Annotated in this window: 25 protein-coding genes; 13 read left to right on the forward strand and 12 right to left on the reverse strand. The window is 37.9% G+C overall.

The window, feature by feature from the left end:
- Nucleotides 1-110: 110 nt before the first annotated feature.
- From CVS95_RS01360 to yajC, 11 genes are read right to left on the reverse strand one after another with little or no spacing between them, the layout of a single operon-like run.
- Nucleotides 111-779 (reverse strand): endonuclease III domain-containing protein, encoded by a 669-nt coding sequence (locus CVS95_RS01360; RefSeq protein ID WP_107695312.1) that lies wholly within the window; start codon nucleotides 777-779, stop codon nucleotides 111-113.
- Complete coding sequence (locus tag CVS95_RS01365; RefSeq protein WP_107695313.1) at nucleotides 776-1,540, reverse strand: ATP-binding protein; 765 nt, start codon at nucleotides 1,538-1,540, stop codon at nucleotides 776-778. Before CVS95_RS01365 ends, CVS95_RS01360 begins: the two co-directional genes overlap by 4 nt.
- Nucleotides 1,537-4,482, reverse strand: a complete 2,946-nt coding sequence (gene mfd, locus CVS95_RS01370; RefSeq protein WP_107695314.1) for a transcription-repair coupling factor — start codon at nucleotides 4,480-4,482, stop codon at nucleotides 1,537-1,539. The genes CVS95_RS01365 and mfd overlap by 4 nt, the downstream gene beginning before the upstream one ends.
- Nucleotides 4,463-5,665, reverse strand: coding sequence for a Mur ligase family protein (locus CVS95_RS01375; protein WP_107695315.1), 1,203 nt, complete (start codon nucleotides 5,663-5,665; stop codon nucleotides 4,463-4,465). Before CVS95_RS01375 ends, mfd begins: the two co-directional genes overlap by 20 nt.
- On the reverse strand, nucleotides 5,662-7,236 hold the full coding sequence (locus CVS95_RS01380) for a GGDEF domain-containing protein (RefSeq protein ID WP_107695316.1): 1,575 nt from the start codon (nucleotides 7,234-7,236) through the stop codon (nucleotides 5,662-5,664). The genes CVS95_RS01375 and CVS95_RS01380 overlap by 4 nt, the downstream gene beginning before the upstream one ends.
- The gene (gene lptE / locus CVS95_RS01385) at nucleotides 7,217-7,756 is read right to left on the reverse strand and encodes an LPS assembly lipoprotein LptE (protein WP_103604904.1); all 540 of its coding nucleotides are present in this window, start codon (nucleotides 7,754-7,756) and stop codon (nucleotides 7,217-7,219) included. Before lptE ends, CVS95_RS01380 begins: the two co-directional genes overlap by 20 nt.
- A gap of 3 nt (nucleotides 7,757-7,759) precedes the next feature.
- Nucleotides 7,760-10,225, reverse strand: coding sequence for a leucine--tRNA ligase (gene leuS / locus CVS95_RS01390; RefSeq protein ID WP_107695317.1), 2,466 nt, complete (start codon nucleotides 10,223-10,225; stop codon nucleotides 7,760-7,762).
- Between the two features lie 8 nt (nucleotides 10,226-10,233).
- Nucleotides 10,234-10,572, reverse strand: a complete 339-nt coding sequence (locus tag CVS95_RS01395) for a DUF6394 family protein (protein ID WP_021090699.1) — start codon at nucleotides 10,570-10,572, stop codon at nucleotides 10,234-10,236.
- 9 nt (nucleotides 10,573-10,581) lie between these two features.
- Nucleotides 10,582-11,553 (reverse strand): protein translocase subunit SecF, encoded by a 972-nt coding sequence (gene secF, locus CVS95_RS01400; protein ID WP_107686525.1) that lies wholly within the window; start codon nucleotides 11,551-11,553, stop codon nucleotides 10,582-10,584.
- Between the two features lie 2 nt (nucleotides 11,554-11,555).
- Nucleotides 11,556-13,136, reverse strand: a complete 1,581-nt coding sequence (gene secD, locus CVS95_RS01405; protein ID WP_107695318.1) for a protein translocase subunit SecD — start codon at nucleotides 13,134-13,136, stop codon at nucleotides 11,556-11,558.
- The gene (yajC, locus tag CVS95_RS01410) at nucleotides 13,136-13,408 is read right to left on the reverse strand and encodes a preprotein translocase subunit YajC (protein ID WP_021090619.1); all 273 of its coding nucleotides are present in this window, start codon (nucleotides 13,406-13,408) and stop codon (nucleotides 13,136-13,138) included. Before yajC ends, secD begins: the two co-directional genes overlap by 1 nt.
- Here yajC and CVS95_RS01415 point away from each other — a divergent pair.
- Nucleotides 13,384-14,676: an apolipoprotein N-acyltransferase gene (locus tag CVS95_RS01415; protein ID WP_199906326.1), complete on the forward strand. Its 1,293-nt coding sequence runs from the start codon at nucleotides 13,384-13,386 to the stop codon at nucleotides 14,674-14,676. The two genes, yajC and CVS95_RS01415, sit on opposite strands and share 25 nt — an antisense overlap.
- Before the next feature lie 41 nt (nucleotides 14,677-14,717).
- Here the strand turns inward: CVS95_RS01415 and metK are convergent, their stop codons facing one another.
- A complete protein-coding gene (gene metK, locus CVS95_RS01420) occupies nucleotides 14,718-15,923 on the reverse strand; it encodes a methionine adenosyltransferase (protein ID WP_107695320.1) in 1,206 nt (401 codons plus the stop codon).
- 137 nt (nucleotides 15,924-16,060) lie between these two features.
- Here metK and sstT point away from each other — a divergent pair, with 137 nt between their 5' ends.
- The 12 genes from sstT to fliE all read left to right on the forward strand — a co-directional run bounded on the left by sstT (nucleotide 16,061) and on the right by fliE (nucleotide 25,963).
- Entirely contained in the window at nucleotides 16,061-17,428 is a 1,368-nt protein-coding gene (gene sstT / locus CVS95_RS01425; protein WP_413784116.1) for a serine/threonine transporter SstT, read from the forward strand.
- Nucleotides 17,429-17,515: 87 nt separating this feature from the next.
- Nucleotides 17,516-19,237: a M3 family oligoendopeptidase gene (locus CVS95_RS01430; RefSeq protein ID WP_107695321.1), complete on the forward strand. Its 1,722-nt coding sequence runs from the start codon at nucleotides 17,516-17,518 to the stop codon at nucleotides 19,235-19,237.
- Nucleotide 19,238: 1 nt separating this feature from the next.
- The gene (locus CVS95_RS01435; protein ID WP_107695322.1) at nucleotides 19,239-19,688 is read left to right on the forward strand and encodes a hypothetical protein; all 450 of its coding nucleotides are present in this window, start codon (nucleotides 19,239-19,241) and stop codon (nucleotides 19,686-19,688) included.
- Nucleotides 19,689-19,740: 52 nt separating this feature from the next.
- The gene (locus CVS95_RS01440; RefSeq protein WP_107695323.1) at nucleotides 19,741-21,810 is read left to right on the forward strand and encodes an ATP-dependent helicase; all 2,070 of its coding nucleotides are present in this window, start codon (nucleotides 19,741-19,743) and stop codon (nucleotides 21,808-21,810) included.
- Nucleotides 21,807-22,628: a tRNA pseudouridine(55) synthase TruB gene (gene truB / locus CVS95_RS01445; protein ID WP_107695324.1), complete on the forward strand. Its 822-nt coding sequence runs from the start codon at nucleotides 21,807-21,809 to the stop codon at nucleotides 22,626-22,628. The genes CVS95_RS01440 and truB overlap by 4 nt, the downstream gene beginning before the upstream one ends.
- Nucleotides 22,622-22,852, forward strand: a complete 231-nt coding sequence (gene csrA / locus CVS95_RS01450; RefSeq protein WP_021090864.1) for a carbon storage regulator CsrA — start codon at nucleotides 22,622-22,624, stop codon at nucleotides 22,850-22,852. The genes truB and csrA overlap by 7 nt, the downstream gene beginning before the upstream one ends.
- Nucleotides 22,849-23,592: a 4-(cytidine 5'-diphospho)-2-C-methyl-D-erythritol kinase gene (locus tag CVS95_RS01455; protein WP_107695325.1), complete on the forward strand. Its 744-nt coding sequence runs from the start codon at nucleotides 22,849-22,851 to the stop codon at nucleotides 23,590-23,592. The genes csrA and CVS95_RS01455 overlap by 4 nt, the downstream gene beginning before the upstream one ends.
- Nucleotides 23,593-23,606: 14 nt before the next feature.
- Entirely contained in the window at nucleotides 23,607-24,059 is a 453-nt protein-coding gene (smpB, locus tag CVS95_RS01460) for an SsrA-binding protein SmpB (RefSeq protein WP_107695920.1), read from the forward strand.
- A gap of 8 nt (nucleotides 24,060-24,067) precedes the next feature.
- Complete coding sequence (locus CVS95_RS01465) at nucleotides 24,068-24,664, forward strand: thioredoxin (protein ID WP_107695326.1); 597 nt, start codon at nucleotides 24,068-24,070, stop codon at nucleotides 24,662-24,664.
- Nucleotides 24,665-24,726: 62 nt separating this feature from the next.
- Entirely contained in the window at nucleotides 24,727-25,161 is a 435-nt protein-coding gene (flgB, locus tag CVS95_RS01470) for a flagellar basal body rod protein FlgB (protein ID WP_107695327.1), read from the forward strand.
- Nucleotides 25,162-25,169: 8 nt separating this feature from the next.
- Nucleotides 25,170-25,670 (forward strand): flagellar basal body rod protein FlgC, encoded by a 501-nt coding sequence (gene flgC, locus CVS95_RS01475; protein ID WP_072594876.1) that lies wholly within the window; start codon nucleotides 25,170-25,172, stop codon nucleotides 25,668-25,670.
- The gene (gene fliE, locus CVS95_RS01480) at nucleotides 25,670-25,963 is read left to right on the forward strand and encodes a flagellar hook-basal body complex protein FliE (protein ID WP_021090507.1); all 294 of its coding nucleotides are present in this window, start codon (nucleotides 25,670-25,672) and stop codon (nucleotides 25,961-25,963) included. The genes flgC and fliE overlap by 1 nt, the downstream gene beginning before the upstream one ends.
- Nucleotides 25,964-25,966 lie beyond the last annotated feature (3 nt).

A 25,966-nucleotide genomic window follows, 5' to 3' on the forward strand; every position in this document is an offset into this window, starting at 1 on the left:
CTAAATTAAATAAGATAAATTTTGTGTAAATTTAGCACAGAATTTTAAAATAGATTATAAAAAGCCCCAATCTTTGGCAAATTTATAAAGAGTTGTTACATATTAGTAGTTTAATTTTTAATGCTACTTAATATTTTTTGACCATTTTGGCTTAAAATTTTACCTTTGAAATTCTCTTTACAAAACTCCAAAATAAGAGCGTGATAGAGTTTTAAAATTTCAACCTCATCAAATTTTGAGCTATCAAGAATTTTATAAATTTCATCATAATCAAGCGAGCTAAACCACTCAGCAGCCTCGTCGTAGCTCTCAAAAGTATAGTCAAAATACGCCATTATCCTAAGTGCATAAGCATCAACGACCATATAAGGCTTACCGCAAGCATAAGCAAGTATTGCATCACAAGTCTCGGCTCCAACGCCTTTTACGCTTATGAGCCACTCACGGCTGATATTTTCTTTAAAATTTTCAAAGCTCTCGAATTCATTTTTTATAGCTAGGCAGAGCATTTTTAGCCGTTTTGCCTTTGTGTTGTAAAAGCCACTTGGCTTTATGAGCGTAGCAAGCTCGCTGTTTTCAAGCTCGCAAATACCTTGTAGGCTATCTTTGTTTGCTTTTTTTAGATTATCTAGCGCTTTTTCTACGTTTTTCCAGTTTGTATTTTGCACTAAAATAGCACCCAAAACAACCTCAAAAGTGCCCTCACCTGGCCATTTTAGCTCATCAAAATTTTTGTTTTTGTGATTAAACAAGGTTAAAAATAGATCGGTTGAAGTCATTTTAAATTTTCTTTAAAAGTAAGATAAAACTGCTTTGCTGTCCTACCACTTCTGCTAGCTCTTAGCGTGGCGAAATTTTTAGCAAGTGTGTAAAGCTCATCTTTGTCGCCTATGTAATCCTTAAAGTAAAAATCAACCATTTTTAGATACTCGTCGTAGTTGCCTTGATAAAAGCTGATCCAAAGGCCAAAGCGATCTGAGAGAGAAATTTTCTCCTGAGCTGCGTCGCTGTAGTGGATTTCGCCGTCAATTAGCTCTGAGTTTTCATTCTCACTTTTAAACTCGCTTATTAGATGTCTGCGGTTTGATGTGGCGTACAAAAGCACGTTTTTTGGCGGCTTTTGTATAGAGCCGTCCATTATAGGCTTTAGAAATTTATACTCATTGCTGCCATTTTCAAAGCTTAGATCATCACAAAAAATGATAAATTTAAACTCACTCTTTCTGATCTCATCGATGATATCACCAAGGTATTTTAGATCCTCGCAGCCGATCTCAATGATGCGAAGCCCAGCTTTATAAAATTTAGTAAAAACAGCCCTTACAAGGCTTGACTTGCCACATCCTCTCTCACCCCAAAGAAGCACGTGATTTGCATCCTTACCTTCTATAAAATTTAGAGTATTTTTCAGCAAAATTTCTTTTTGTTTCTCTAGCCCATAAAGCGAGTCGATATCGACAAAATCGATATCCTCAACCGGCTTTAACATCCCTTTTGTACTTTTATAAATCGCTGCGTACTTCACACCCCAATCTATCACTTCTTATCCTTTCTTAGATAGACCAAAATTTCAGCCAAAACATCATCATCATCCTTGCTATGTGACTTTAGCCTGATCTTCTCATCATCATTTTTTGTTATTAGTATGTTTTGCTCGCTGTTTGAGATCGTTTTTATGCCAGCTTTTAGAGCTAAAATTTTGATGATGATGACATCTAAAAACTGCTTTGTAAACGTATCTATCTTACCAAATCTATCCTCAAGCTCGCTTTGTATCTCATAGACCTCGGCGACCTCTTTGCACTTGCTAAGGCGCCTATAAATTTCAAGCCTTAGCCTATCTTCTCTTATAAATTCTTGATTTAAAAAGGCGCTCACACTAAGCTTTAGATCGATCTTGTCAAGCTTTGCGGAGTCTTGATTAAGAAGCTTATTTATCTCATCTTCTAGCATCTTTAGATATAGCGAGTAGCCGATAGCCTCGATGTGTCCACTTTGCGCCTCACCGATGATATTGCCACCACCTCTTATCTCAAGGTCGTGATAGGCAAGCACTGAGCCAGCGCCCAAAAATGAGTTGCCCTCGAGTGCTACAAGTCGCTTTAGCGCGTCTTTACTAATGGCATCTTTATTCTCAACCAAAAAGTAGCAGTATGCCTGCTTGTCGCTTCTACCCACGCGTCCGCGGAGCTGATGCAGGTCAGCCATACCAAATTTATTAGCATTTTCTACGATTATGGTGTTTGCATTTGGCAAGTGGATGCCGCTTTCAACGATGCTGGTGCAAAGCAGCAAGTCATACTCGCCCCGCTCAAATTTCATCATCTCATCTTCAGTAACTTTCGCATTTACCTTTGAGTGAAGTATTAAAATCCTAAGCTTTGGCAAAATTTTTCTTAGCTCATTTGCCGTCTGCTCGATATCTGCGATGTGGTTGTGGATGTAAAAGGTCTGCCCGCCACGTCTTAGCTCACGTATGATCGCCTCTTTGATGACCTTCTCGTCCCACTCTCTCACGCTTGTTCTAACATCCAGTCTTGAACTTGGCGGAGTGGTTAAAATACTATATGTTTTTATCTTGCTAAGCGCCATATTTAGGCTTCTTGGTATAGGAGTGGCACTCATGCTTAAGATGTGTGAATTTTGAGAAATTTCTTTTAACTGCTCTTTTTGTTTAACGCCAAATTTATGCTCTTCATCAACCACTATAAGCCCTAAATTCTCAGCCTTTACACCAAGAAGCGCATGCGTACCCACGCAAACTATCGGCTCATTTTCTTTTAGTGCTTTTTGCAGGCTCGACTTCTCTTTGGCACTTGAGAAGCGATCTAGCCTAAAGACCTTTATGTCAAATTTGCTAAATCTTTGGCTTAGTGTCTTATAATGCTGCGAGCTAAGAAGCGTCGTTGGCACGAAGAAAAATGCGCTAAAGCCTGATTTTATGCAGGTAAATATGGCGTTCATCGCAACTTCAGTCTTACCAAAGCCAACGTCTCCGCTAAGCAGCCTATCCATGACCTTGCCACTTTTTAGCTCATCTTTTATATCATTTACCGCTTTTTGCTGATCACTCGTATATGAAAAGCCAGCGTCTTGGACAAAATTTAGATAAGAGATGTCTTCTTTTTGCAAAATTTTACCAGCCACAAGCTCTCTTTTTGCCGCCATTGCTACGATCTTTGAAGCGATCGCGAAGAGTTTTTCTCTAACCTTTTCTTTTATCTTGGCAAAATTTGCCTTGCCTAAGCGGTCCAGCACCGCCATAGAACCATTTTGAGCGATATAGCGGTCTATCAAATTTAGATGCTCTACTGGCAAAAGAAGCTTGTCGTCATTTTGGTAGGCGATAACCACAAATTCCTTTGTCGCGCCCAAAACCTTGATCTTTTCAAGCCCCAAAAATCTGCCTATACCATAATCTTCATGCACGACGTAGTCATTTACCTTTAGCTCATCCACCACGAGACTTGAGCGTTTAACTCGTCTTTTTTTCTCAAATTTATTAAGTGAGACTACGATCTTATCACTTGAGGTTAAATTTACTACAAGGGGCGAAATTTCAAGCTTTACGTTAGCAAAGCCATCAAGCTCATAGCCCTTAAAAAGCCCTTCATTTCTTGAAAGAACGGTTATGCTTTTGCTTTTATTTAGCTCAAAAAAGTCAAAATTTAAAGTAACTTCTAGGTCTTTATAGACCTTTGGCTCAGGCAAAATTTCAATGCCCTTAAATTTCTCCTTGGGCACATCATAAATTTCAAAATCGATCTTTTTAATAAGCCTTGAGTCAAATTCTTTTAAATAGTCACTAAAGCTATCTATCGCCCAAAATCCAAGCGAATTTAGATCACTCACCAAAGCATCACTTTGCATATCCTCGATCTTTTGGCTAACTTTTTCAAACTCATCTTTGCTCAAATTTGCGATAAATGGCACGATCTCGGCTTCGCTTAGCTCATTTTTGTTGCTAATTTGCGTGGCGGTGTTATAATTTCTTATGCTCTCCACCTCATCGCCAAAGAGCAAAATCCTAATAGGATCGTCCATATTTACGCCGTAAATGTCAATGACTTCGCCACGAATGCTAAACTCGCCAACGCTCTCAACGATATCGACGCACTCGTAGCCAAAGCGTATGAGTAGGTCAGCAAATTCGCTTAAATTTAGATTATCTTTTAGCTTGATCGTTGAGCTCTCTAGGTTTTTTTGCGTTGGAAGTGGGTTTAAGAGCGTGCTAAATGGGCTTATGATGATCTTTTTGCCATCAAATTTATAGTATTTGCTAAGAACGGATGAAATTTCAAAGAGCTCTTCGTTAAAGCTTCTTAGATCATCGCCCTTTTTAGCTCTAAAATCAGGTAGTTTAAATGCGCTAAAGCCAGCAAAACTAGCCGCATCAGCGCAGAGTGCCGCCTCTTTGTCATCTTCGCAGATGAGAATTTGTGGGGCGTGTGTTAAAAGATACTCATAGACCTTTGCTTGCATAGTACTCTTTTAAAAAGGCTTCGACCAGGTGAAACGAGCCAAATGCTAGATAAATTTTGCCGTTTTTTGCCTCTTTTATATCGTTCATATCGCTTGGCTCAAACTCTCTATGCGAAATTTCAAGCTCGTTTAAAGCCTTGTTTATAAGCTCTCCGCCAAGCTCCCTGCCCTCGCAGTGGTAGTGATAAAGTAGCACGCCCTCAATGACTGGCTTTAGAGCTGCCAAAACCGCTTTGAAATCTTTATCTAAAAATGAGTTATAAACTAGTGTTAGCTTCTTGTCACTAAACTCTTTAGAGCTAAATTTCTTAGCAACAGCCTTTGCGCCAAGCTCGTTGTGACCGACATCAGCGTATAAATTTGAAGCGATCTTTTCGCATCTACCTCGAAGCGTAAGAGCACCAAGCTTTTTTATGTCTATACCGCTCTCTAAAATTTTAGCAGCAGCGTAGGCTAGAGTTAAATTTGATCGTAAAAACCCTGGCAGATTAAATTTATCTGCATAGTTTGCGATCTCATTTAAATTTTCTTTGGTTAAAATTTCTCTTGGAAAGCTCAGAGTTGCGCCCTTTTCGCTTGCAATCTCTTTTGCGATAGCAACGCTTATCTCGTTCATCTCATCATTTAAAATAGCTCTTTTGCCCATTGCTTCAAATTTTGTGCGCGAAATTTCTTCTAAGCTATTGCCTAATATCGCTGTGTGATCAAAGCCGATCGGAGTAAAGATGCTTAGCTCTTTTTCAAAGACATTTGTAGCATCCAGTACGCCGCCCATGCCAGCCTCGCAGACAAAGTAGTCACAACCCTCAAAAAGAACCGCAGAAAGCAGCGTCATATACTCAAAATAGCTCGTTTTTATCTTGTACTCATCACTTAAAAGAGCCTGCAAGCGCTCGTGAGCTGCCTCTAAAATTTCATCGCTAGCGACCTCACCATTTAGCCAAAATCGCTCATTAAACTTAAATATATGAGGGCTTGTGTAGTGCCCTACTTTTGCGCCATTTTGGCTTAAAATTTGCGCTAAAAAGCGTCCAGTACTTCCTTTACCATTTGTGCCTATTATGTGAATAATCTTAAATGGCTTTATGTGCTCTTTTATAGTCGCATACGCTCTAATAATCCTGCCATAATCAATCTCTTTGTAGTAAAGTGGTTTGCCATCAAGAAATTTAGCTAGGCTCATTTTTCCTCGATTATCTTTGGCATTACTTGATTTCTACCATTTTCTTTTGAGAGATAAAGCATCTTGTCAGCAGCTTCAAGCGTCATCGTCTCGCTTAAATTTGCACTTCTTGTCGCTATACCGGAGCTGATAGTAACCTTGATACGCTCGTTTTTATAGATAAATTTGAAATTTTCTATCATACTTCTTAGCTTATCTCCAAATTTAACACTATCTTTTAAGCCAGTGCTTGGAAGTAAGATTACAAATTCTTCACCGCCATATCTACCAACGAAATCAACCTTTCTAGCGTTTTTCTTAAGCACTTGAGCCACTGCTGAAAGAATAACATCTCCAGCCTCATGCCCATAAGTATCGTTTATGCTTTTGAAATGATCAATATCAACAAAGCATATAGAGTAATCAGTCCCATAGCGTTTATACGCTTCTTCAATGCGTTGAATCTCATTCATCAAAGCACGCTTAGTAGATACCTTTGTCAAAAAGTCCTCTTTGCTCTCCAGTTTAGCTTCCTCAAGCTCTTTTTCAAGGCTGTTCACTCTATTTTGAAGCTCTAAAATAGTAGCTTGTCTATTGTGCATCTCGATACCAAGCTCTTTGCTCTCGATCTCCAAAGCTCCAGCGATCTCAATAAGCATACTTCTTACTTGATCAATGCTGTTTGTATTTAAATTTACATTTTTAAGATCATTTTTAATGCTTTTTACTTTATCGGAACTACTTTGCGAGCTAACTGCAATATCAGAAATTCTCTCGCTTATATTTTGCAAGACATTATTTAGCGAACCAACTTTTTCTATGATCTCCGTTCTATCTTCTTCTATTCTGCGATCAACAAATGCCTTTACCTTTTCTTGAAATTCTTTGCTATTTAAGGTTTTAGGATTTTGCTTCAAAGTACTTCTTATCGAGCTAAGCTCTTCATCAAGATCCTTTGTAATAGAAGGCTCAAGAGTAAGGCTTAAAAGCTGAATCAAAACATCCTCTTCGCCATCTTCATCTTTTTGTGTAAGAAATTTTTCAAGTTCAGAACTCATTGTCTTTAAATCATCAAAATTTCTAACACCATAATATTTCAAAAATTCTAAAAATTCAGTGTCATACGAGCTAACAAAGTCAAACCATCTAAGGCACATTTCTTCAAGATTTTTCTCATCATATCTTCTAGCGAGCAGCTGCATACTTTGCTCTGCTAAGCTTTTTGCATCTTTATTGTGAAGCATTGAGATAGCTTGGAGAATTCTTCTAGCAAATGCATTTAGCGACTGTAGTTTTTTATCATCAGCCACAAGGCCTGCTCCTTGTTGAGCACCCCTAGAGAGCCTAGCAGTCATAAAAGCGACAAACTCATCGACCGTCTTTATATGAAGGCTTAGGGCTTGATTTTTATATTCGTCACCAAGCCTTGAGATATATTTTTCTATCTTTTTACTCTCTTCTGTTGTAAAGCCGTATTTTTTAGAAATTTCATTATAGACTTCAGTGTAATTCTCTGGCGTTAGCATCAAATGGCGATCTTTGATCTCATTTAAGGCTTCCTTGACTATTTGACTAACGGTTACTGCTGCCATTTCTATATCCTTTTACCGCTAAACTTGCGATATACTCATCAAAGGCCTCTTTTGATGCCTCTTTGATAGCTTCGTATTTTTGAGTATCACTAAGAACGCTATCAGCAAATCTTACATCTTTTTGACGTCTTGCGACACTAAAGTCATACTCGCCAGTGGCTGGAATATCAACTACGGTGCCATCTTTAAATTTAGTCTTATAATTTAAGCTTAAATGTGCTTTGTATGACGTAATATAGCCAAACTCATCATAAATAATTGCTTCATAGCTTAAATTATTAACTGAAACTATTATCGAAGTATCAGCACTTTCTTTGCTTGATAAATTTTTATTTAGCCTTGCGACCATGCCCTCTTTTACAGCGTCTTTTATCCAAACGCTATTTTTTGGTTCTTCTTTGCTGATAATCACATCAACGTAAATTTTATCGCCAACTAGATCATGTGTGATCTTTGAAACCGGCTTATAGCCACATCCACAGATAAATATCGCAATAAAAAACGCTAAAAAATATCTCAAAATTTATCCTTTAATGACAAAATTTACTAATTTGCCTTTTATATAAATCTCTTTTAAAATTTCTTTTCCTTCAAGCCATTTAGCTACGTTTTGCTTAGCTAGCTTTAAAATTTCACCCTCACTCTCGCTCGCTGCCACTTCAAACTCGGCTCTTTTTTTGCCATTTACTGTAACTGCAAGAGCGATACTATCTTTTACAAAAACCTCTTCTTTTACGGCTATCTTTGTGAAATTTTTTCTACCAAAAAGCTCTTCACTAAGCTCATTTGCGATGTGCGGCACGATAGGTTCTAGTAAATTTAAGATGATGAAAAAGCCCTCAGCATTTACATCTTCGTTATCCTGCGCATTTATGGCATTTAGTGCCTCCATGCAAGCAGCGATTAGTGTATTAAAAGCAAATGTGTCTCCAAAAACTTCGGTTGATTTTTTAAGCGCTTCATAAATTTTTAGCCTTGCAAATTTCTCGTCTTTGTTTAGGCTTTCATGGTCTATCTGAGGCAGCTTGTCTATCTTTTTGATAGTTTGTGCCTTCTCCCAAAGCCTATTTAAAAACCTAAACGCACCATCAACTGCGCTGTCATTCCACTCAAGCTCTTTTTGAGGAGGCGCTGCAAAAAGGATAAAGAGCCTTGCCGTATCAGCACCATATTTATTGATAATATCATCAGGATCTACGACATTGCCCTTACTTTTACTCATCTTTTTGCCATCTTTTAAGACCATGCCTTGAGTTAGCAAATTTTCAAATGGCTCGTCATCTCTTAGATAGCCTAGATCTCTTAAGACCTTTTGGAAAAATCTAGCGTATAAAAGGTGCAAGATCGCATGCTCGATACCACCGATATACTGATCTACATTCATCCAGTAGCTTACGCTTTTCTCGTCAAGCGCTTTTTGCTCCCAAGTCTTCTCATCGCTTGCAAATCTAGCAAAATACCAGCTACTCTCCACAAACGTATCCATCGTATCAGTCTCTCTGATCGCATCTTTACCGCATTTTGGACACTTTGTAAATTTCCAAGTTGGGTGTTTATCTAAAGGATTGCCCTCGCCTGTGATCTCGACATCTTCAGGTAGCGCGATAGGTAAATTTTCCTCTTTTTCAGGCACTACGCCGCAGCATTTGCAGTGCACTACTGGTATTGGCGCACCCCAGTATCTTTGGCGAGAAATTCCCCAGTCTCTTAATTTATAGTTTGTGATCCTTTTGCCTAAACCATCTTTTTCAAATTTTTCTATTATAAAATTTTTAGCTTCTTCTGAAACAAGTCCATTTATAAGCTCAGAATTTATAGAAATTCCATACTCAGAGTATGCTTTTGAGCCATCACTCTCGCCCTCAAGCGGCTTTACAACTGGTTTTATAGGAAGATTAAATTTACTTGCAAACTCGTAATCTCTTTGATCATGTGCGGGGACAGCCATGATAGCACCACTGCCGTAGTCAGCTAGGATAAAATTTGCAACCCAAACTGGGATTTTTTCATTGGTAAGTGGATGAACGACATAAATTCCTAAAAATTCTCCGTCTTTTTCACTCGCTTGACGCTCTCTTGGACTTTGATTGAGTATTGCTTTTATCTTTGTCTTTTTGTTTTCATCAATTTTATCACTCTCAAGCAATGCTTTTACGATAGGATGCTCAGGTGCAAGAGCTGTGTAACTAACGCCGTAAATTGTATCGGCCCTTGTAGTAAACACCTCAAAGCCGTCAAATTTACCACCTAAAGCCTCTTTTGAAGCTTCATCAAGATAAAATTTAAACTCCAAGCCGTAGCTTCTGCCGATCCAGTTTTCTTGCATTGTAATTACTTGATTTGGCCATTTGCCTTCAAGAAGTTTTAGATCATCAAGTAGCTCGCTAGCGTATTTTGTGATGTTAAAGTAATATCCTGGAAGCTCTTTTTGTACAACATCATTACCGCATCTCCAGCATTTACCATCCTCTACCTGCTCATTTGCAAGCACAGTTTGATCGTATTCACACCAATTTATAATTGCATTTTTTCTATAAACAAGCCCTTTTTCAAACATCTTTATAAAAAAGCTTTGCTCCCATTTTGTGTAAAGTGGATCAGACGTGGCTAAAATTCTCTTTTTAGAAAATGAAAAGCCAAGGCTTGCTAGCTCTTTTTTCATATAGTCGATATTTTCATAAGTCCAAATTTTAGGGTGAATTTTATGTTTTATGGCTGCGTTTTCAGCTGGCATGCCAAAGCTATCAAAGCCAATAGGATGAAGCACGTTGTAGCCGCTTTTTCTATATGACCTAGCCAGCGCATCGCCGATAGAGTAGTTTCTCACATGCCCCATATGTATGCGTCCGCTTGGATACGGAAACATACTTAGGATATATTTTTTCGGCAAGCTTAGATCGTCTTTTGGCTCAAATTCCTCATTTTTATCCCAAATTTCTTGCCATTTTTTTTCTATCTTTAAAGGCTCATATTTTCTCTTTTCAGCCATTTTTTCTCCTAAAATTCTTCTTGAGCTTTACTTGATTCTATTAAAACCAAGGCTAGTGAAAATATATTTGCAATGACTGCGCCAATAGCTAATGAATAGCTAAGTGTTATATTTTCAGAGACTTGCAAAATAACAAAAGCTGGTATAAGGTGTAAATCAGCAACCAGCGAGCTTGCAAAAAGCTCAGCTGAGAGTAAATTTTTAACACCGATTTTAAGTAGCGTTGAAACTAAATTTATACTAGCTGCCACAAAAAGTGCAATCTCGTTTTTATCATATAAAAATTCTGCCGTAGTCGTAAGACTCATCAATGCAAAAAATATGTAGATAACTTTTCCCCAGTTCATTATCCCTCCTTACACAACGCCTTTCTCAAACATGGCACGCTCTTTTTCACGCTCTTTTTTTATCTTTTGCTTTTCAGTCTCTCTACTTCTAAAATGCTCGATGCTAAATTTAAACCAGATAAGAAACGGCGAAGAGATGTAGATCGAACTGATCGTTCCTATGACAATACCAACGATAAGAATAAATGAAAATCCATGTATCATATCTCCACCAAATAAAAATAGCACAAGAACTGTCATCATCGTAGTTGCTGAAGTTAAGATAGTTCTAGAAAGTGTGGCTGAAACCGACTCATTGATAACACCCTCGATGTCAGTTCGCTTACTCTCTTTAATGCCTTCTCTTATCCTGTCAAAAATGATGATCGTATCATTTAGAGAGTAGCCAAGCACCGTTAAAACAGCCGCTAATGTATCCAAATTTACATCAATATCAAATAGCGAAATAGCGCCAACAGTTATAACTATATCGTGAATTTCAGTTGCGATCGCAGCAAGCGCAAAACGCCACTCAAATCTAAATGTTATGTAGATTAATATACCAATTAGTGAAATTCCAAGAGCCATCAAGCCTTTTTCTCTAAGCTCGTCACCAACCTTTGGTCCAACGATATCAACACGTCTTACTTCAAAATTTCCAGTATCTTTTAAAATTTGCTTTATCTCAGTGCCGATGTCGCCAGTTAAATTTGAGCTTGAACCTGAAAATCTAATAACCACCTCATCGTCACTTCCAAACTCAGTAACAGAGGCGTTTTTAAGCACTTCATTTGTACCAAAAGCGTCGCGGATTTTATCGAGTGGCGCTTTGGTGTCGTATTTTAGCTGGATAAGCGTACCGCCAGAGAAATCAATACCGTAGTTCAACCCCTTTGTAGCAAGTAAAACGATAGAGCCAACAAATAAAAATATAGAAAATGCTAGTGAAGCAAATCTAAAACGCATAAAATCATAAACTTTTGCTTTAGTAAAAATTTGCATCATTAGCTCCTTTTATAACCAAACCAAAGTCTGGTATTTCCACTTTTTTCTATCTTGTCCATAGCAGCATCAAACATGCCATGAGTACCAAGTATAGCTGTTAGCATCGAAGCCATGATACCTATTGCCATTGTTACTGCAAAGCCTTTAACTGGGCCAGTGCCATAAGCGTAAAGCACAGCAACTGTGATGATAGTAGTTAAGTTTGAGTCGATGATCGCACTCATAGCGTGCTCATAACCCTTTTGCACAGCTGTTCTTATCGCTACACCTTCACGCAAAAGCTCACGTATACGCTCATTTATGATGACGTTTGCATCAACAGCCATACCGATCGTTAGCACGATACCAGCCATACCAGGTAAAGTAAGCGTCGCTCCAAAAAGTGCCATAACAGCGACTAATATAACGACGTCTGCAACTAGCGCGATATTTGCAAAAATTCCAGAAATTCCATAATAAACCAGCATAAATAGCACGACCAAGATAGATCCAGCAGCAAGTGCTACCATACTTTGATTGATGCTCTCTTGTCCTAAAGATGGACCAACGCTTCTTTTTTCAAGCATCTTAACAGGGGCTAAAAGTGCACCGCTTCTAAGTGCAATTGCTACGTCGTGAGCCTCATCAAGGGTAAAGCCGCCGCTGATCTGACCGCTGCCGCCACCTATTCTTTCATTTATAACAGGAGCTGAATAAACCTTGCCATCAAGTACAATAGCAAGCCTTTTTCCAACATTTGCACCAGTAAAATCACCAAAAATTCTAGCGCCTTCTGAGTTAAGAGTAAAATTTATGATCGGTAGGTTATTTTGCTGAGAAAATGCAACCTTTGCATCAGTTAGCATCGAGCCGTCAAGCACTGGGATATTTTTAACGACATATTTTACACGGTCATTTTTAGCATCTTTAAAGATCACGTCACCATAGCTTTCAGCTTCAGCCTCGCTCATTGTATTAGCCTGATCTTGTCTTTTATCATCAACTGCCATAAGCTGCAAGTGAGCAGCCTTTGCGATGAGATCTCTTGCTCTTTGTTCATCCTCTTCAGTCTTTATACCAGGAAGCTCAACTAGGATATTGTCTTTGCCTTGTCTGGCAACAGTTGGCTCAGCTAGACCAAACTGATCGAGTCTATTTCTGATAGTTTCAACAGCTTGCGAGATCGCATATTCGATCGTATCCGTTCTTTCTTGCTCTGTTAAAGATATGCTGTAATTTAAACCATCTTTTTTAATATCAAGCCCCTTTATCTCAGCTAGTGCTTTATCTACTTTTGGAGCCTCGTCGCCATCAAGGAGAGTAAAGTCAATGTTCTCTTCTTTAATCTTAAATTTATCAATTAACACATCTTCTTTTTTGGCATAATAATTTATGCTTCCAGCGATTGACTTGATCTTAGAGTGGATAGCTTCGCTCGTTTCAACACCAAGTAGCATATGAAGGCCACCTTGAAGATCAAGGCCAAGTGAAATTTTAGCTCCGCTTTGTGTTTGAAAAAAAGATGGCACCGAAAAGCCAAAACCAAAAATCAAGGCTAATATTAAGATAATTAGCCTATATGTGACTCTTGCGTTACGCATTATTTATCTTCGATCTTTTTAGCTACAAACTCGCGTGCTATGCGAACGATTACATCATCGTTAAGTTTAACTTTGATAAAATCATTTTCGGCTTTAATCACTTCGCAGATAAGTCCGCCATTAGTTATTATCTTATCACCTTTATCAAGAGCTGCGAGCATTGCTGCATGGGCTTTTTGTTGTTTTTGTTGAGGTCTAATAACCAAAAAGTAAAATATGGCGAAAAGCACAACAAGAGGTAGTAATGATGTTAAAAAATCAGCGTTTTGCATGGATTTCCTTATTTGTAAGATTTTTAAATGGGCATTTTAGCACTAAAATTATAATAAAAGCCTTTGTCGGTGCTTTTTTGCTCTCCAACTTTATTTTTTTAAGCCTTTTCGAGAATTTGCTCTTAAATTTCATCTCGCCGTTTCTTACTTTGACTGGAATTTATATCATCATAAATTTAAGCAGAGCTGGTTTTTTCGCGGTTGGATTTTTCACAGGAATTTTGTGGTTTTACTGGATCAGCTTTAGTTTTATCTACTATGATTTGATCTGGCTTATACCGTTTGCCATTCTCTTTGTAGCCATTGTTTACGGATTTATGTTTTGGGTGGCTTCTTTTCCCAGTTTTGTCGTGCTAAGAGCTGTTTTACTATTTTTAGTAAGCTACGTTCATCCATTTGGCTTTAACTGGTTTAATCTCGAGGCCACACTTGTTTTAGGGCCTTTTGAGCCAAGCATTAGGGGGCTTATATTTATATTTTTAGCAGCCATTTCTTTGAGTTTAAAAGGTAAAATTTTAAAATTTATCCTAGCTTTTATCTGCCTCATCGCCGCTTTACAGTTTAAAAGTAGCGAGGCAAAAACCTTGCCATTTGACGTGGAGCTAATAAACACCGATGTCGCTCAAAGGGTGCGCTGGGATAAAAGCTTACGCATGGAATTTACAAATGAAAATCTAGACTTAATAAATAACGCCATAGCCGAGCAAAAGCGCCTCATCGTACTACCAGAGAGCGCATTTCCACTATTTATGACAAATGAGCCACTGCTTGTTGATGAGCTAAAAGAGATTTCAAAAAAGATAACCATCGTAGCTGGTGCACTAGCCTACGAAAATAAGCAAATTTATAACTCTGCATTTTTGTTTCAAAATGGCAATCTTAGGCGAATGGATAAGAAATTTTTAGTACCATTTGGAGAAGAAATTCCTTTGCCAAATTTCATGCAAGATGCGGTTAATAAGCTATTTTTTGGTGGAGCTAGCGACTTTAAAAAGGCTGAAAATTTTAGTGACTATGAGATAGACGGAGTAAAAATTAGAAACGCTATCTGCTATGAGGCGACAAGAGAGGAGCTTTACAAGGGTGAATTTAACGTGGTTGTAGCTATCACAAACAATGGCTGGTTTGTGCCAAGCAGCGAGCCTGTGCTTCAAAGGCTGCTTATAAAACACCTTGCGACAAAATATAATAAAGCAGTCTATCACAGCGTAAATGGCTCAAAAAGTGAGATCATAAAACCTAAAAAAGTATTTTGGGATGAGTTTTAAAAGAAATTTAAAGTGGCTTTTAGATAAAGCCACTTTTTTGATTATTTTTTTAGTAAAGCTTTGAAGGTATCAACCGCATCAAGCTTTTCCCAAGGGTATTTTGCATTTCCCACTTGACCTTTTGCAGCTACTTTTGCGTATAAAAACGTATCTTTACTTGGCTTATCAAGTCCAAATTTATTTGTTATCCAGCGAGGCGTTAGAGCGAAATGCTCGCTTACAAAATTTGAAAGCATATCGTCATTTATGCCATTTGCATGAGTTCCCATGGTATCAACACTAACTGAAGTTGGCTTTGCAACGCCGATCGCGTAGCTTATTTGGACGATACACTTTTTAGCAAGACCAGCAGCGACTATATTTTTAGCTATCCAGCGCGCTGCATAAAGTCCGCTGCGATCAACCTTCGTGTAGTCCTTGCTTGACTGAGCACCGCCGCCTATCGGGCTATATCCGCCAAAGCTATCAACGATTAGTTTTCTGCCTGTTAGACCGCTATCGTGAAGTGAGCTATGGTTTACATATCTACCTGTTGGGTTTATGTAAATGATCGTTTTTTCTTTATTATATAGCTCTTTTGGAAGACCAGTTTCGTCTATTAAATTTTGAATTAGTGCGCGAAGCTCTTCTATCTTCATGCTCTCAACGCAAGGGGCAGAGACAACGATAGTGTGGATGCTTTGAGGTTTGCAGTTTTCAAAGTTATCTTTGCTGCCGTAATCAATCGTAACTTGCGTTTTAATATCAACGCCAAGCTTATCAGGGTTTGCTTTGGCAAATTTATAGACTTTATCGCAAAGCATTCTTGCGTAAGTTATAGCTGCGGGCATAAATTCTTTCGCTTCGCAGCTTGCAAAACCAAACATAATACCTTGATCACCTGCTCCGATCTCACCGCTACTTTGATCAACACCTTGATTTATATCTGGGCTTTGCTGATTTATGCAAACTTTGACCTCGATATCATCTGGGTGTAAGCACTGCTCTTTTGTGAAATTACTCTTTCCATCATACCCGATATGCGCAAGAGCATCTTTTACGATCTTTTCGTAGTCTTTAAAAGAGAGTTTTACCTTTGAGTTTATCTCTCCACCTATTACTATATTTTTCCCAGCCACAAAAACTTCGCTTGCAACACGACCATTTGGATCTTGTGTTAAAATAGTATCCACTATGCTATCAGCGATTATATCAGCACATTTATCTGGATGACCTGGACTTACAACTTCAGAGGTAAATAGATACATTTTTATCCTTTTATTAACTAAAATTTTGTGCAATTGTAACAAATCTATTTAAAAAGCTAATTAATCTTTATCAAATTCTTTATATTTAAAAATTGTTTAGCTAAAATCAACAAAAAACTAATTTATTAAGGTGTCAAATGAATATGCTTAAAAACATAGCAAGAAGATACGCCGATGGAAATTTGATAGTTCAAATTTTAGTTGGTATCATCCTAGGTGCCCTAGTTGGCTTTTACACACACTACGAAGCAGCTCCTTATAACAATATCACAGCTAAAATTCAAACTATTCAAAACGAGAGTGGTTTGAGCGTAGATGAAGTTATAAAAACTCGCCTTAGTCAAGATGAAGCCAAGCAGCTAAACGAAGCCAAAGAAAAAGCCAGTTCAGCCGATTCTATCGCAGCTTCAGCTTCAGTTTTAGGCGATTTATTCAAAGGCGCTTTAAAAGCTATCGCACCAATTCTTGTCTTTGTTTTAGTGGCAACATCCATCATTTTAAGAGATTTTGGTCATACAAAAGGTATGCAAAAGATCATTACACTCTATCTAATTGGTACATTTTTAGCAGCCGTTGTTGCAGTTATTGCTAGTTTCTTATTCCCAGTGGAGCTTTCTTTAAAAGGTCTTGCAAGTGCTGATATGTCAGCGCCTCAGGGAATTACCAATGTTTTAAAAGATCTCATTTATAAAATGGTCGAAAATCCAATAAACGCCCTTGCAAATGGCAACTATATAGGCATCATTACCTGGGCAGTAGGCAGTGGTATAGCACTTAGAAATTCCACAGCTGAGACCAAAAAAGTATTTAAAGACATAAGCGATGGCGTGACTCATATCGTTAAATTTATCATTAGACTAGCTCCGTTTGGTATCTTTGGTATGGTAGCTATTAGCATTCATGAAACTGGATTTGAAGTACTTGCAGGATATCTAAAACTGATTTTAGTTCTTGTTGGAGCAATGCTTGTTGTCGCATTTATCATCTATCCAGCCATGGTTTTTGTATTAACTAGAAAAAATCCTTATCCACTTGTTATGATCTGTTTAAAAGAAAGTGCTATTTCGGCATTTTTTACAAGAAGCTCGGCCGCAAATATCCCTGTAAATATGGCACTTTGTAAAAAGCTTGGTCTAAAAGAGGAGCTTTACTCTATCTCGATCCCACTAGGTGCCACCATAAACATGGGTGGCGCAGCAGTTACCATTAGTATTCTAGCGCTTACTGCGGTAAATTCTATCCCATCTATCACAGTTACATTTGGCGATGCGCTACTTCTTTGCTTTATCTCGGCTCTTGGTGCTTGTGGTGCTTCAGGCGTAGCTGGAGGCTCACTTCTTCTAGTGCCATTAGCGTGCGGTCTTTTTGGTATCAGCAATGACATAGCAATGCAGTTTGTAACAGTTGGCTTTACGATTGGTGTTATCCAAGACTCAGTTGAAACTGCGTTAAATAGCTCATCTGATGTACTTTTTACAGCTGTCGCTTCAGAGACTTCAAACTAATCTTCATAAAATTTCAGCTAAATTTTGGCTGAAATTTTACTTTTATCCATTTTTTTGTAAAATATCCCAAAAATTTAAAGGATAAATATGCAAATTTGGGATCTAAAAGCACTTTTTGCAAACGAAAAAGAGTGCGAGCAAAACGCACTAAATTTACAAAAAGAGTGCGAGAAATTTAAAGAAAAATACCTAGAAAATTATGAAAATTTAAAAACAGACGAGTTTTTAAAGGCATTTGGCGAATATGAAAGTTTGATAGCTAAAATTTCAAAAGTAATGACTTACGCTTTTTTAAATTTTGCCAAAGATACAAGCAAAGGTGCATTTTATGCAAAGATCGATGAGATAGCGACAAAAGCAAATGAAAATTTGATATTTTTTGAGATCAAATTTAATGAGTTTAGCCCTAAAAAACAAGAAGAGATCATAAAAAGCTCTAAAAAATACGGCTACTATCTAAGCAACCTCGCCAAAGCAAAACCGCACCAACTTAGTGTTGCTGAAGAAAGAGTCTTGCTTCGCACTGCAAGCACTGGGGCTGAGGGCTTTTCGAGGCTTTTTGATGAGAGCATGAGCAAAATGAGGTTTAAATTTAAAGGCGAGCTTTTAAACGAAGAGGAAATTTTAGCAAAGCTTCATGACAACGACCAAAGCGTGCGAAAACTAGCTGCCAAGAGCCTTTCAAACGAGCTTAGCAAACACCAGCACCTTCTTGGCTACATATACAATATGATAAAAACTGATCTAAAAACGAGCTGCGAGCTGCGAAATTTCAAACTTCCTGAAGAGCCAAGACACCTTGAAAATCAAATCACCAAAAAAAGCGTTGATTCGCTCATTGCCGTAACTGAGAAAAATTTTGACCTAGTTGCTAAATTTTACGATCGAAAAAGAGAAATTTTAGGTCTTAAAAAGCTTTATGACTACGATAGATACGCGCCTCTTAGCAGCGAGGGGGAGTATAAATTTGATGAGTGCAAAAAGATAGTTTTAAAAGCATTTTCAAATTTCTCAAGCAAGTTTGGCGAGATCGCCAAAAGTGCCTTTAGTGACGGCTGGATCGACGTTTATCCAGCGCCAAACAAGCGAGGTGGCGCATTTTCTCACTCAGGATCAAGCGACACGCATCCCTATGTTTTGCTAAATCACACCAACCAACGAAGAGATCTTTTCACGCTAGCTCACGAACTTGGCCACGCCGTGCATCAAAAGCTCTCATATAATGTAAGTTATCTAAACTCAGACACGCCACTAACCACAGCTGAGACAGCTTCAGTATTTTGCGAGATGCTAGTTTTTGATCACATTAAAGACGGCCTTAGCAAAAAAGAGAAAATTTCACTGCTTGCTGGCAAGATTGAGGATATATTTGCCACGCTTTACCGCCAGATAAATTTCACCACCTTTGAAAGGGCTGTGCACGCACATGAGGGCGAGATCAGCCTAGATGAGCTAAATAAAATTTGGCTAAGAGAGAGCAAAAAGATGTTTGGCAAAAGCGTCACACTAAATGACTACTACAAAATTTGGTGGAGCTACATCCCGCACTTCATCCACACGCCATTTTACTGCTACGCTTACTCTTACGCGCAGCTTCTTGTGCTTGCGCTTTTTGGGCTTTATAAAAGTGGCAAATGCAAAAATTTTGTTGAAATTTACACCGATTTTTTGAGCCTTGGCGGCAGCCTTAGTCCAAAGGAGCTTGTGGCTAAATTTGGCTTTGATATCGATGATAAAAATTTATGGCAGATCGGTATAAACGAGGTTAAAAAGCTAGTAGATGAGTTTTTAGAAATTTCAAAGGGTTAAGATGTTAGACGAAATTTTAGATGATGAGAAATTTTCGCTTTTGATGAAGATGCACGTCTATGAGTGTATTGATTTTTTGCTTGAAAAAGGGGTAAATTTCTCAGTTATGGCAAATTTACCGCTAGTTAGCTTTGAGCCAAGCTTGCCAGATGAGATAAGTAGAAGCTTTAGCATGCCTGTCATTATGTTTTCACTTGGTGGCTATACGCTTGAGAGTGCAAAGTTAACGCAAGATGAGCTTAGCTTTGAGGCCGGCTTTGGTAGTGAAAATTTTGCCTCAGTGGCCTCTTTCCCACTTGGTGCAGTGGTTCAAATTTTGGTTGAAAATAGCCCGATCCTTGTAAATTTCTCTATCTACAAGCCAAAAGAGAAGCAAGTCGATCACGCTAAAAAATCAGCCTCAGTCTTTTTGCAAAACCCAAAAAATAAAGATATATTTAAGAAAAAATAGTAATTTTAAGCATTTTTGGCTAAAATCAAAAGAAAAATTTAAAAAGCAAAAAATGGAAAAATTACTATCAAATTTAAACGAATCTCAGCGCGAAGCAGCTACTCATATAGATGGTCCAATGCTCATACTTGCAGGAGCTGGCAGCGGCAAGACAAAGACGATCACAACTAGGCTTGCCTACCTCATCGGCGAGGTCGGTATAGATGCGGCAAATACACTAACTCTTACTTTTACAAACAAAGCCGCCAACGAGATGCGTAGTAGAGCCATGGCGATGCTAAGCCAAAGCGCTAAAAACTATTCGCCGCTACTTTGCACATTTCATAAATTTGGACTTTTGTTTTTAAAGCTATATATAGAAAAACTTGGCAGAAAAAACAACTTCGTCATAATCGACACAGATGATAAAAAACGCATCATCAAAAGCTTTGAAAGCCCGGTAGCAACTGCGATTTTGTCAAGTGAAATTTCAAACTACAAAAACTCGCTTTTAAGCGTCGAAGAGGTCCATAAAAACGCAAATTTCTCTTCATTTGATAAAAGCAAGGATAACTTTTACAAGCAGGCAGCGCAAATTTATGAAAAATATGAAGATTATCTCAAAACAAATAATCTTGTTGATTTTGACGATCTGCTCGGGCTTACATATAAAATTTTAGACGAAAACGAAGATCTCGCGAGAGAAATTTCAAACCGATACAAATATATAATGGTCGATGAGTATCAAGATACAAACGACCTTCAGTATAAACTGCTAAAAAAGCTCTGTCTATGCCACGAAAACATCTGCGTGGTTGGCGATGATGATCAAAGCATCTACGGCTGGCGCGGTGCAAAGATCGATAATATCTTAAATTTTAAAGATCAGTTTAAAGATGTAAAGATCATCAGACTTGAGAAAAACTACCGCTCGAGCGAAGCTATACTAAAGGCTGCAAACGAGCTGATAGATCATAACCGCAACCGCCTTGGCAAGAAGCTTGTGGGCACAAAAGGCGAAGGCGAAGCCGTAAATTTGATAGAGAGCTTTGATGAGAGCGTCGAGGCTGGCAAGATCGCAAAATGTATAAAAGAGCTTTTAAGCAAAGGCGTGCAAGCAAAAGATATCGCGATCTTATACCGCATAAATGCGCTCTCTCGCTCGCTTGAAGATGGGCTAAATAAAGAGCAGATCGCTTATAAAATGGTCGGCGGCGTAAAATTTTACGAACGAGCTGAGATCAAAGACATTATTAGCTACCTAAGGCTTATAAATAATCCAAACGATGATTTTTCAATAAGGCGCATCATTAATCGCCCAAAGCGAGGACTAGGCAAAGTTAGTCTTGATAAGCTTGAAAAAATGGCATTTGATGGCAAAATTTCCATCTTTGAGGCAATCTCAAATATCTCTGATAACGACGAAGCCTTTAGTAAAAAGGTGAAATCGGCACTTGTTGAGTTTGCAAACAACCTTAAAGAGCTTCAAGAAAGTAGCTCAGTTTTTGACCTGATAGATAAATTTGAAGCTAAATTTGGCGTGAAAAAATACTACGAGAGCTTGCCAGATGGTGCTGAAAGAGCGGCGAACATCGACGAGTTTTACGCTGTTTTAAAAGATCAGATCAAGCAAAATCCAAGCTTTGATCTAGAGGAATTTCTAAACGAGATCACGCTAACAAGTGAGCAAGACGGCATCAGCGATGAGGCTATAAGTATTATGAGCGTGCATGCGAGCAAGGGGCTTGAGTTTGAGCACCTTTTTGTGATCGGCCTTGAAGAAGGATTTTTCCCACTCATTGGCGATGGCAGTGACATCGAAGAAGAACGAAGGCTTGCATACGTGGCGATAACAAGAGCTAAAAAAACACTTAGCCTAAGCTTTGCAAATTCGCGCTTTTACAAAGGTCAGCGCACAAGGCTAAATAAAAGCAGATTTTTAAGCGAGAGTGGTATCACGCATGGCTCGCTAGTTATCGAACAGAGTAATGAATTTAAAAAAGGCGACCTTGTTAAACATAAAATTTTTGGTATCGGCAGGGTGAGTGCGGTTAGCAAGATCAAAAAAGAGTTTAAGCTGACCATAAATTTTGGTGGCAATGTAAGAGAGATAATGTCAAGCTTCGTGGAAAAGGCCGTATGAACGCCATTTTCGTGGCAAATAAGCCAGCTGGCATGAGCTCAAACCACTTTTTAGGGCGATTAAAGAGAAAATACGGCGTTAAAAAAGCTGGATTTTCAGGCACACTTGATCCATTTGCTAGCGGCTGCCTAATAGTCGCTTTTGGCTCGTATACGAAATTTTTTAGATTTTTAGATAAAAGTCCAAAAGTCTATGAAACTACGATCTGGCTTGGGGCGAGTAGTCCTAGCATGGACAATGAAAATATCACTGAAATTTCAAATGTAAAAGAGATAAATTTAGAAAAACTTGAAGCCATAAGAAGTGAGCTAACTGGTAAGATAAGCTACATCCCGCCAAAATTTAGCGCCAAGCACATAAATGGTACAAGAGCCTACAAGCTAGCTAGAAACGGCGAAGAATTTGAGCTAAAGACAGAAACGATGGAAATTTTTGATAGCCAAATTTTAAACTATTCGCACCCATTTTTAACTATCCGTCTAAGCGTAAGCGAAGGAAGTTATATCCGTTCGTATGCAGAAATTTTTGGGAAAAGGCTTGGTTATAATGTAACTTTAAGCTCATTAAAAAGGATAAGTGAAGGCAAATTTTGCTACGAAAATGAAAAATTTTTGAATATTTGTGATTTTTTAAACATTCAGAATAATACATACTTTGGGGATATAAACGATATTCTTGATGGTAAGAAATTAAAAATTAACGATTTTGAAACACAAAAGCAAGGAATTTATTTGCTAAATTATGATAAATTTATGAGCGTAATCCAAATCACGGATGATACTATAAATTACACTCTAAATAAGGTTGAAAAATGTTAATCCTAGCAAGAAAAGAAAATGAAGAAATTTTAATAGGAAATGACATAAAAGTTGTCATAGTAAATATTTCAAAAAATACCGTTAAACTCGGTATAGAAGCGCCACGAAATACAATGATACTAAGAAGTGAACTAGCAAATGATATCAAAAACGAAAATATCCATGCCACAAAAACTGCAAGTGAAGCCGATATCCACGAGCTAGCTAAAAAAATCGAGAAATGAAAAGCTTTGCAAAGATAAATATATTTTTAAAGATAGTTGGCACTAGAGGTAGCTACCACGAAATTTTATCGCGCTTTATCCACTGTGAGCAGCTTTTTGATGAAATTTATTTTAAAAAGTCAGATTCATTTGCCATAGAATGCAACAACCACGATATAAAAGATAACATCATTCAAAAAGCGATAGATGAGCTAAAAAGAGCTGGCTTTTCAAACGAGCTTGACGAGTTTTTTAGCTCCCATAAAATCATCATCAACAAAAATATCCCAATTGGTGCTGGTCTTGGTGGAGGTAGTTCAAACGCTGCCACCTTTTTAATTATGGTAAATGACGAGCTAAATTTAAATATAAAACATGAAAATTTGATGCAAATAGCGTCTAAAATCGGCGCAGATGTCGCTTTTTTCGTAAGTGGCTACAAGGCAGCAAATGTAAGCGGCATAGGTGAGATCATAGAAGAATTTGATGATGAAGTGCCTGGTTTAAATATCTTCACGCCAAATGTCTTTTGCTCTACACCGGCGGTTTATCAAGAATTTAGAAGCAATTTCTTACAATACATAGACGTTAATGTTGCAAAAAAGATGCAAAATTTAAAGAGCAAAGAGCTACTTGAAATTTATAAAAATAGGGAGTTAAACGATCTTTTTGCCCCATGCTTCAAGCTCTATCCACAAATGAATGAGTTTAAAGATAAATTTCTAAGTGGTAGCGGCAGTAGCGTATTTAGCGTAAAATAAAAGGTAAAATTTTGATAAAAGATCTAGCAAAAAACAAGAAAGCTCTGCACGACTTTAGCATACTTGAGACCTTCGAGGCTGGCATTGTATTAAAAGGTAGCGAAGTCAAAGCACTAAGGGCCGGCAGAGCAAATTTAAAAGATAGCTTTGTGCGTGTCATAAAGGGTGAGCTTTTTTTATTAAACGCCCACATTAGTTATCTTGAGACTACGCATAGCGCATTTCGTCCAAATGAGCGAGCAGCCAGAAAACTTTTGATGCATAGAAAGCAGATCGATAAAATTTTTGGTCAAGTCTCACAAGATGGGCTTACTTTGGTTGTTTTGGCACTTTATCTAAGCGATAAAAACATCGTAAAAGCAAGACTAGCCATTGCAAAAGGTAAAAATTTACACGATAAACGCGAGACTCTAAAAAGACGCGAGGCAGACAAAGAGGCAAGAGCTGCCATAAAAAGATACGTTTAAGGGATAAGATGAAGAATTTGCTTGTTTTAATAATCACTTTATTTGCTTTTTTTGGTTGTGGTGAAGATGAGAGCGGCAGTGTAAATTTTAAAGAATTTAGTCCAAATGAAGAGGTTAAGCTTATAGACGTAAGCGGCAAGGAGCTTACTTTAGTTCGAAAAGATCACGGCTTTGCTATCAAAAATGATGAAAATAAAGTTTTAATGATAGACATTTTTGGTACATTTTGCCCGCCTTGTCAAAAAGAGGCAGCTGAGCTTACAAAATATCAGCTTGAAAACAAAGATAAATTTACACTAATTGGACTAACTCACTTTGAAAATGTCACAAATGAGTATGTTTTGCATGAATTTATGCAAAAATTTAATGCCTACTATTTCATAACAAACGATCAAAAGATAAATGACAGACTTGCCGAACAGATCGTAAGAGACATCGAATATAAACACGAGATCGCACTACCTTTTAAAATAGTGATAAAAAATGGCGAATATCAAATTTTAACAGACGTAGATAGCGGACAATACGGGGTAAAATACTATCTTGGCGGCATAAAAGTCACAAAAATGAAAGAAGATCTGGCAAAAATTTATGAGACAAAATAAATTTGCCCTATATTTGGAACATCGTTTGCTTATAAAAATGTGAAATTTCATAAGGATTTTAAATGTTTGTTTTAGATAAATCAAAATCTAGCCCACTTGTTGAATCAGCTCTTGCAGGCAGAGAACTACGCCAAAAACTAATCTCTGGCAATCTTGCAAACGTTGATACACCATTTTATAAAGCTAGAGATATAAGATTTGAAGATGCTTTAAAAGAAAGAGCGAATGAAATTTATAACGTTTCAGAGAGCAAAAAACTAAATTTAGCTAAAACAAACGAAGCGCATATGGCTGCAGTTGATTTTCCAAAAAGCGACACAGCTCAAATTTTCTTGCGTGATGGTCATATGGCTAGAAATGACGCAAATACAGTCGACCTTGACGTGGAAACAACAGAAATGGGCAAAAATACAGTTATGATAAACGCCCTTGATAACGCCTACAAGGCTCAAAGCAATATCTTTAAAAGCGTAATAGACGCAAGTGCTAAGAACTAGGAGAGATGATGTCATACTTAAATGATTTTGATATTAGTGGATACGGACTAAGTGCACAACGCTTCAGGATGAACGTCATCAGCTCAAACATAGCAAATGCTCAAACCACAAGAACAGCTGAAGGTGGCCCTTATAGAAGGCAAGAGGTCATCTTTAAAGAGATGAACTTTGATAAAATTTTAAACGATCAGCTTAAAAGCTCACAAAGTCTACTCGAGTATGAAAATCCACTCGACGACCCAAGCTCACCAAGAAACGCTCACCCTACCCTAACTAGCGTGATCGTGGATAAAGTGGTGCGTGACGATAAGGACTTTCAGCTAAAATATGACCCAAGTCATCCAGACGCAAATGCAAATGGCTACGTCGCATTTCCAAATATAAATCCGGTCATTGAGATGTCTGACCTGCTTGAAGCAACAAGGGCATACCAAGCAAACGTGGCAGCCTTTCAAAACGCAAAAACAATAGCACAAAGTGCGATATCACTTATTTCAGGACAAGCATAATGATAAATAGTATAAATTTAGACAAAATAAATAAAAATGAAAATTCAAATAAAATAGCAAAAGCAGGCGAAGAAGGCGGCTTTGAAAATGCCCTAAACGACTCTTTAAAAGAGCTAAATAAAGTCCAAATCAATGCAGATAAAGCCATAGCCGATCTTGCAACTGGCGAGGTAAAAGATCTTCACCAAGCTGCTATTGCGATAGGCAAAGCAGAGACTAGCATGAAGCTTATGCTAGAAATTCGCAACAAAGCACTAAGTGCTTATAAAGAAATTTCTAGAACACAAATTTAAGTC

Source organism: Campylobacter concisus (genome assembly GCF_003048905.1).
Taxonomy (GTDB): Bacteria; Campylobacterota; Campylobacteria; order Campylobacterales; family Campylobacteraceae; genus Campylobacter_A; species Campylobacter_A concisus_V.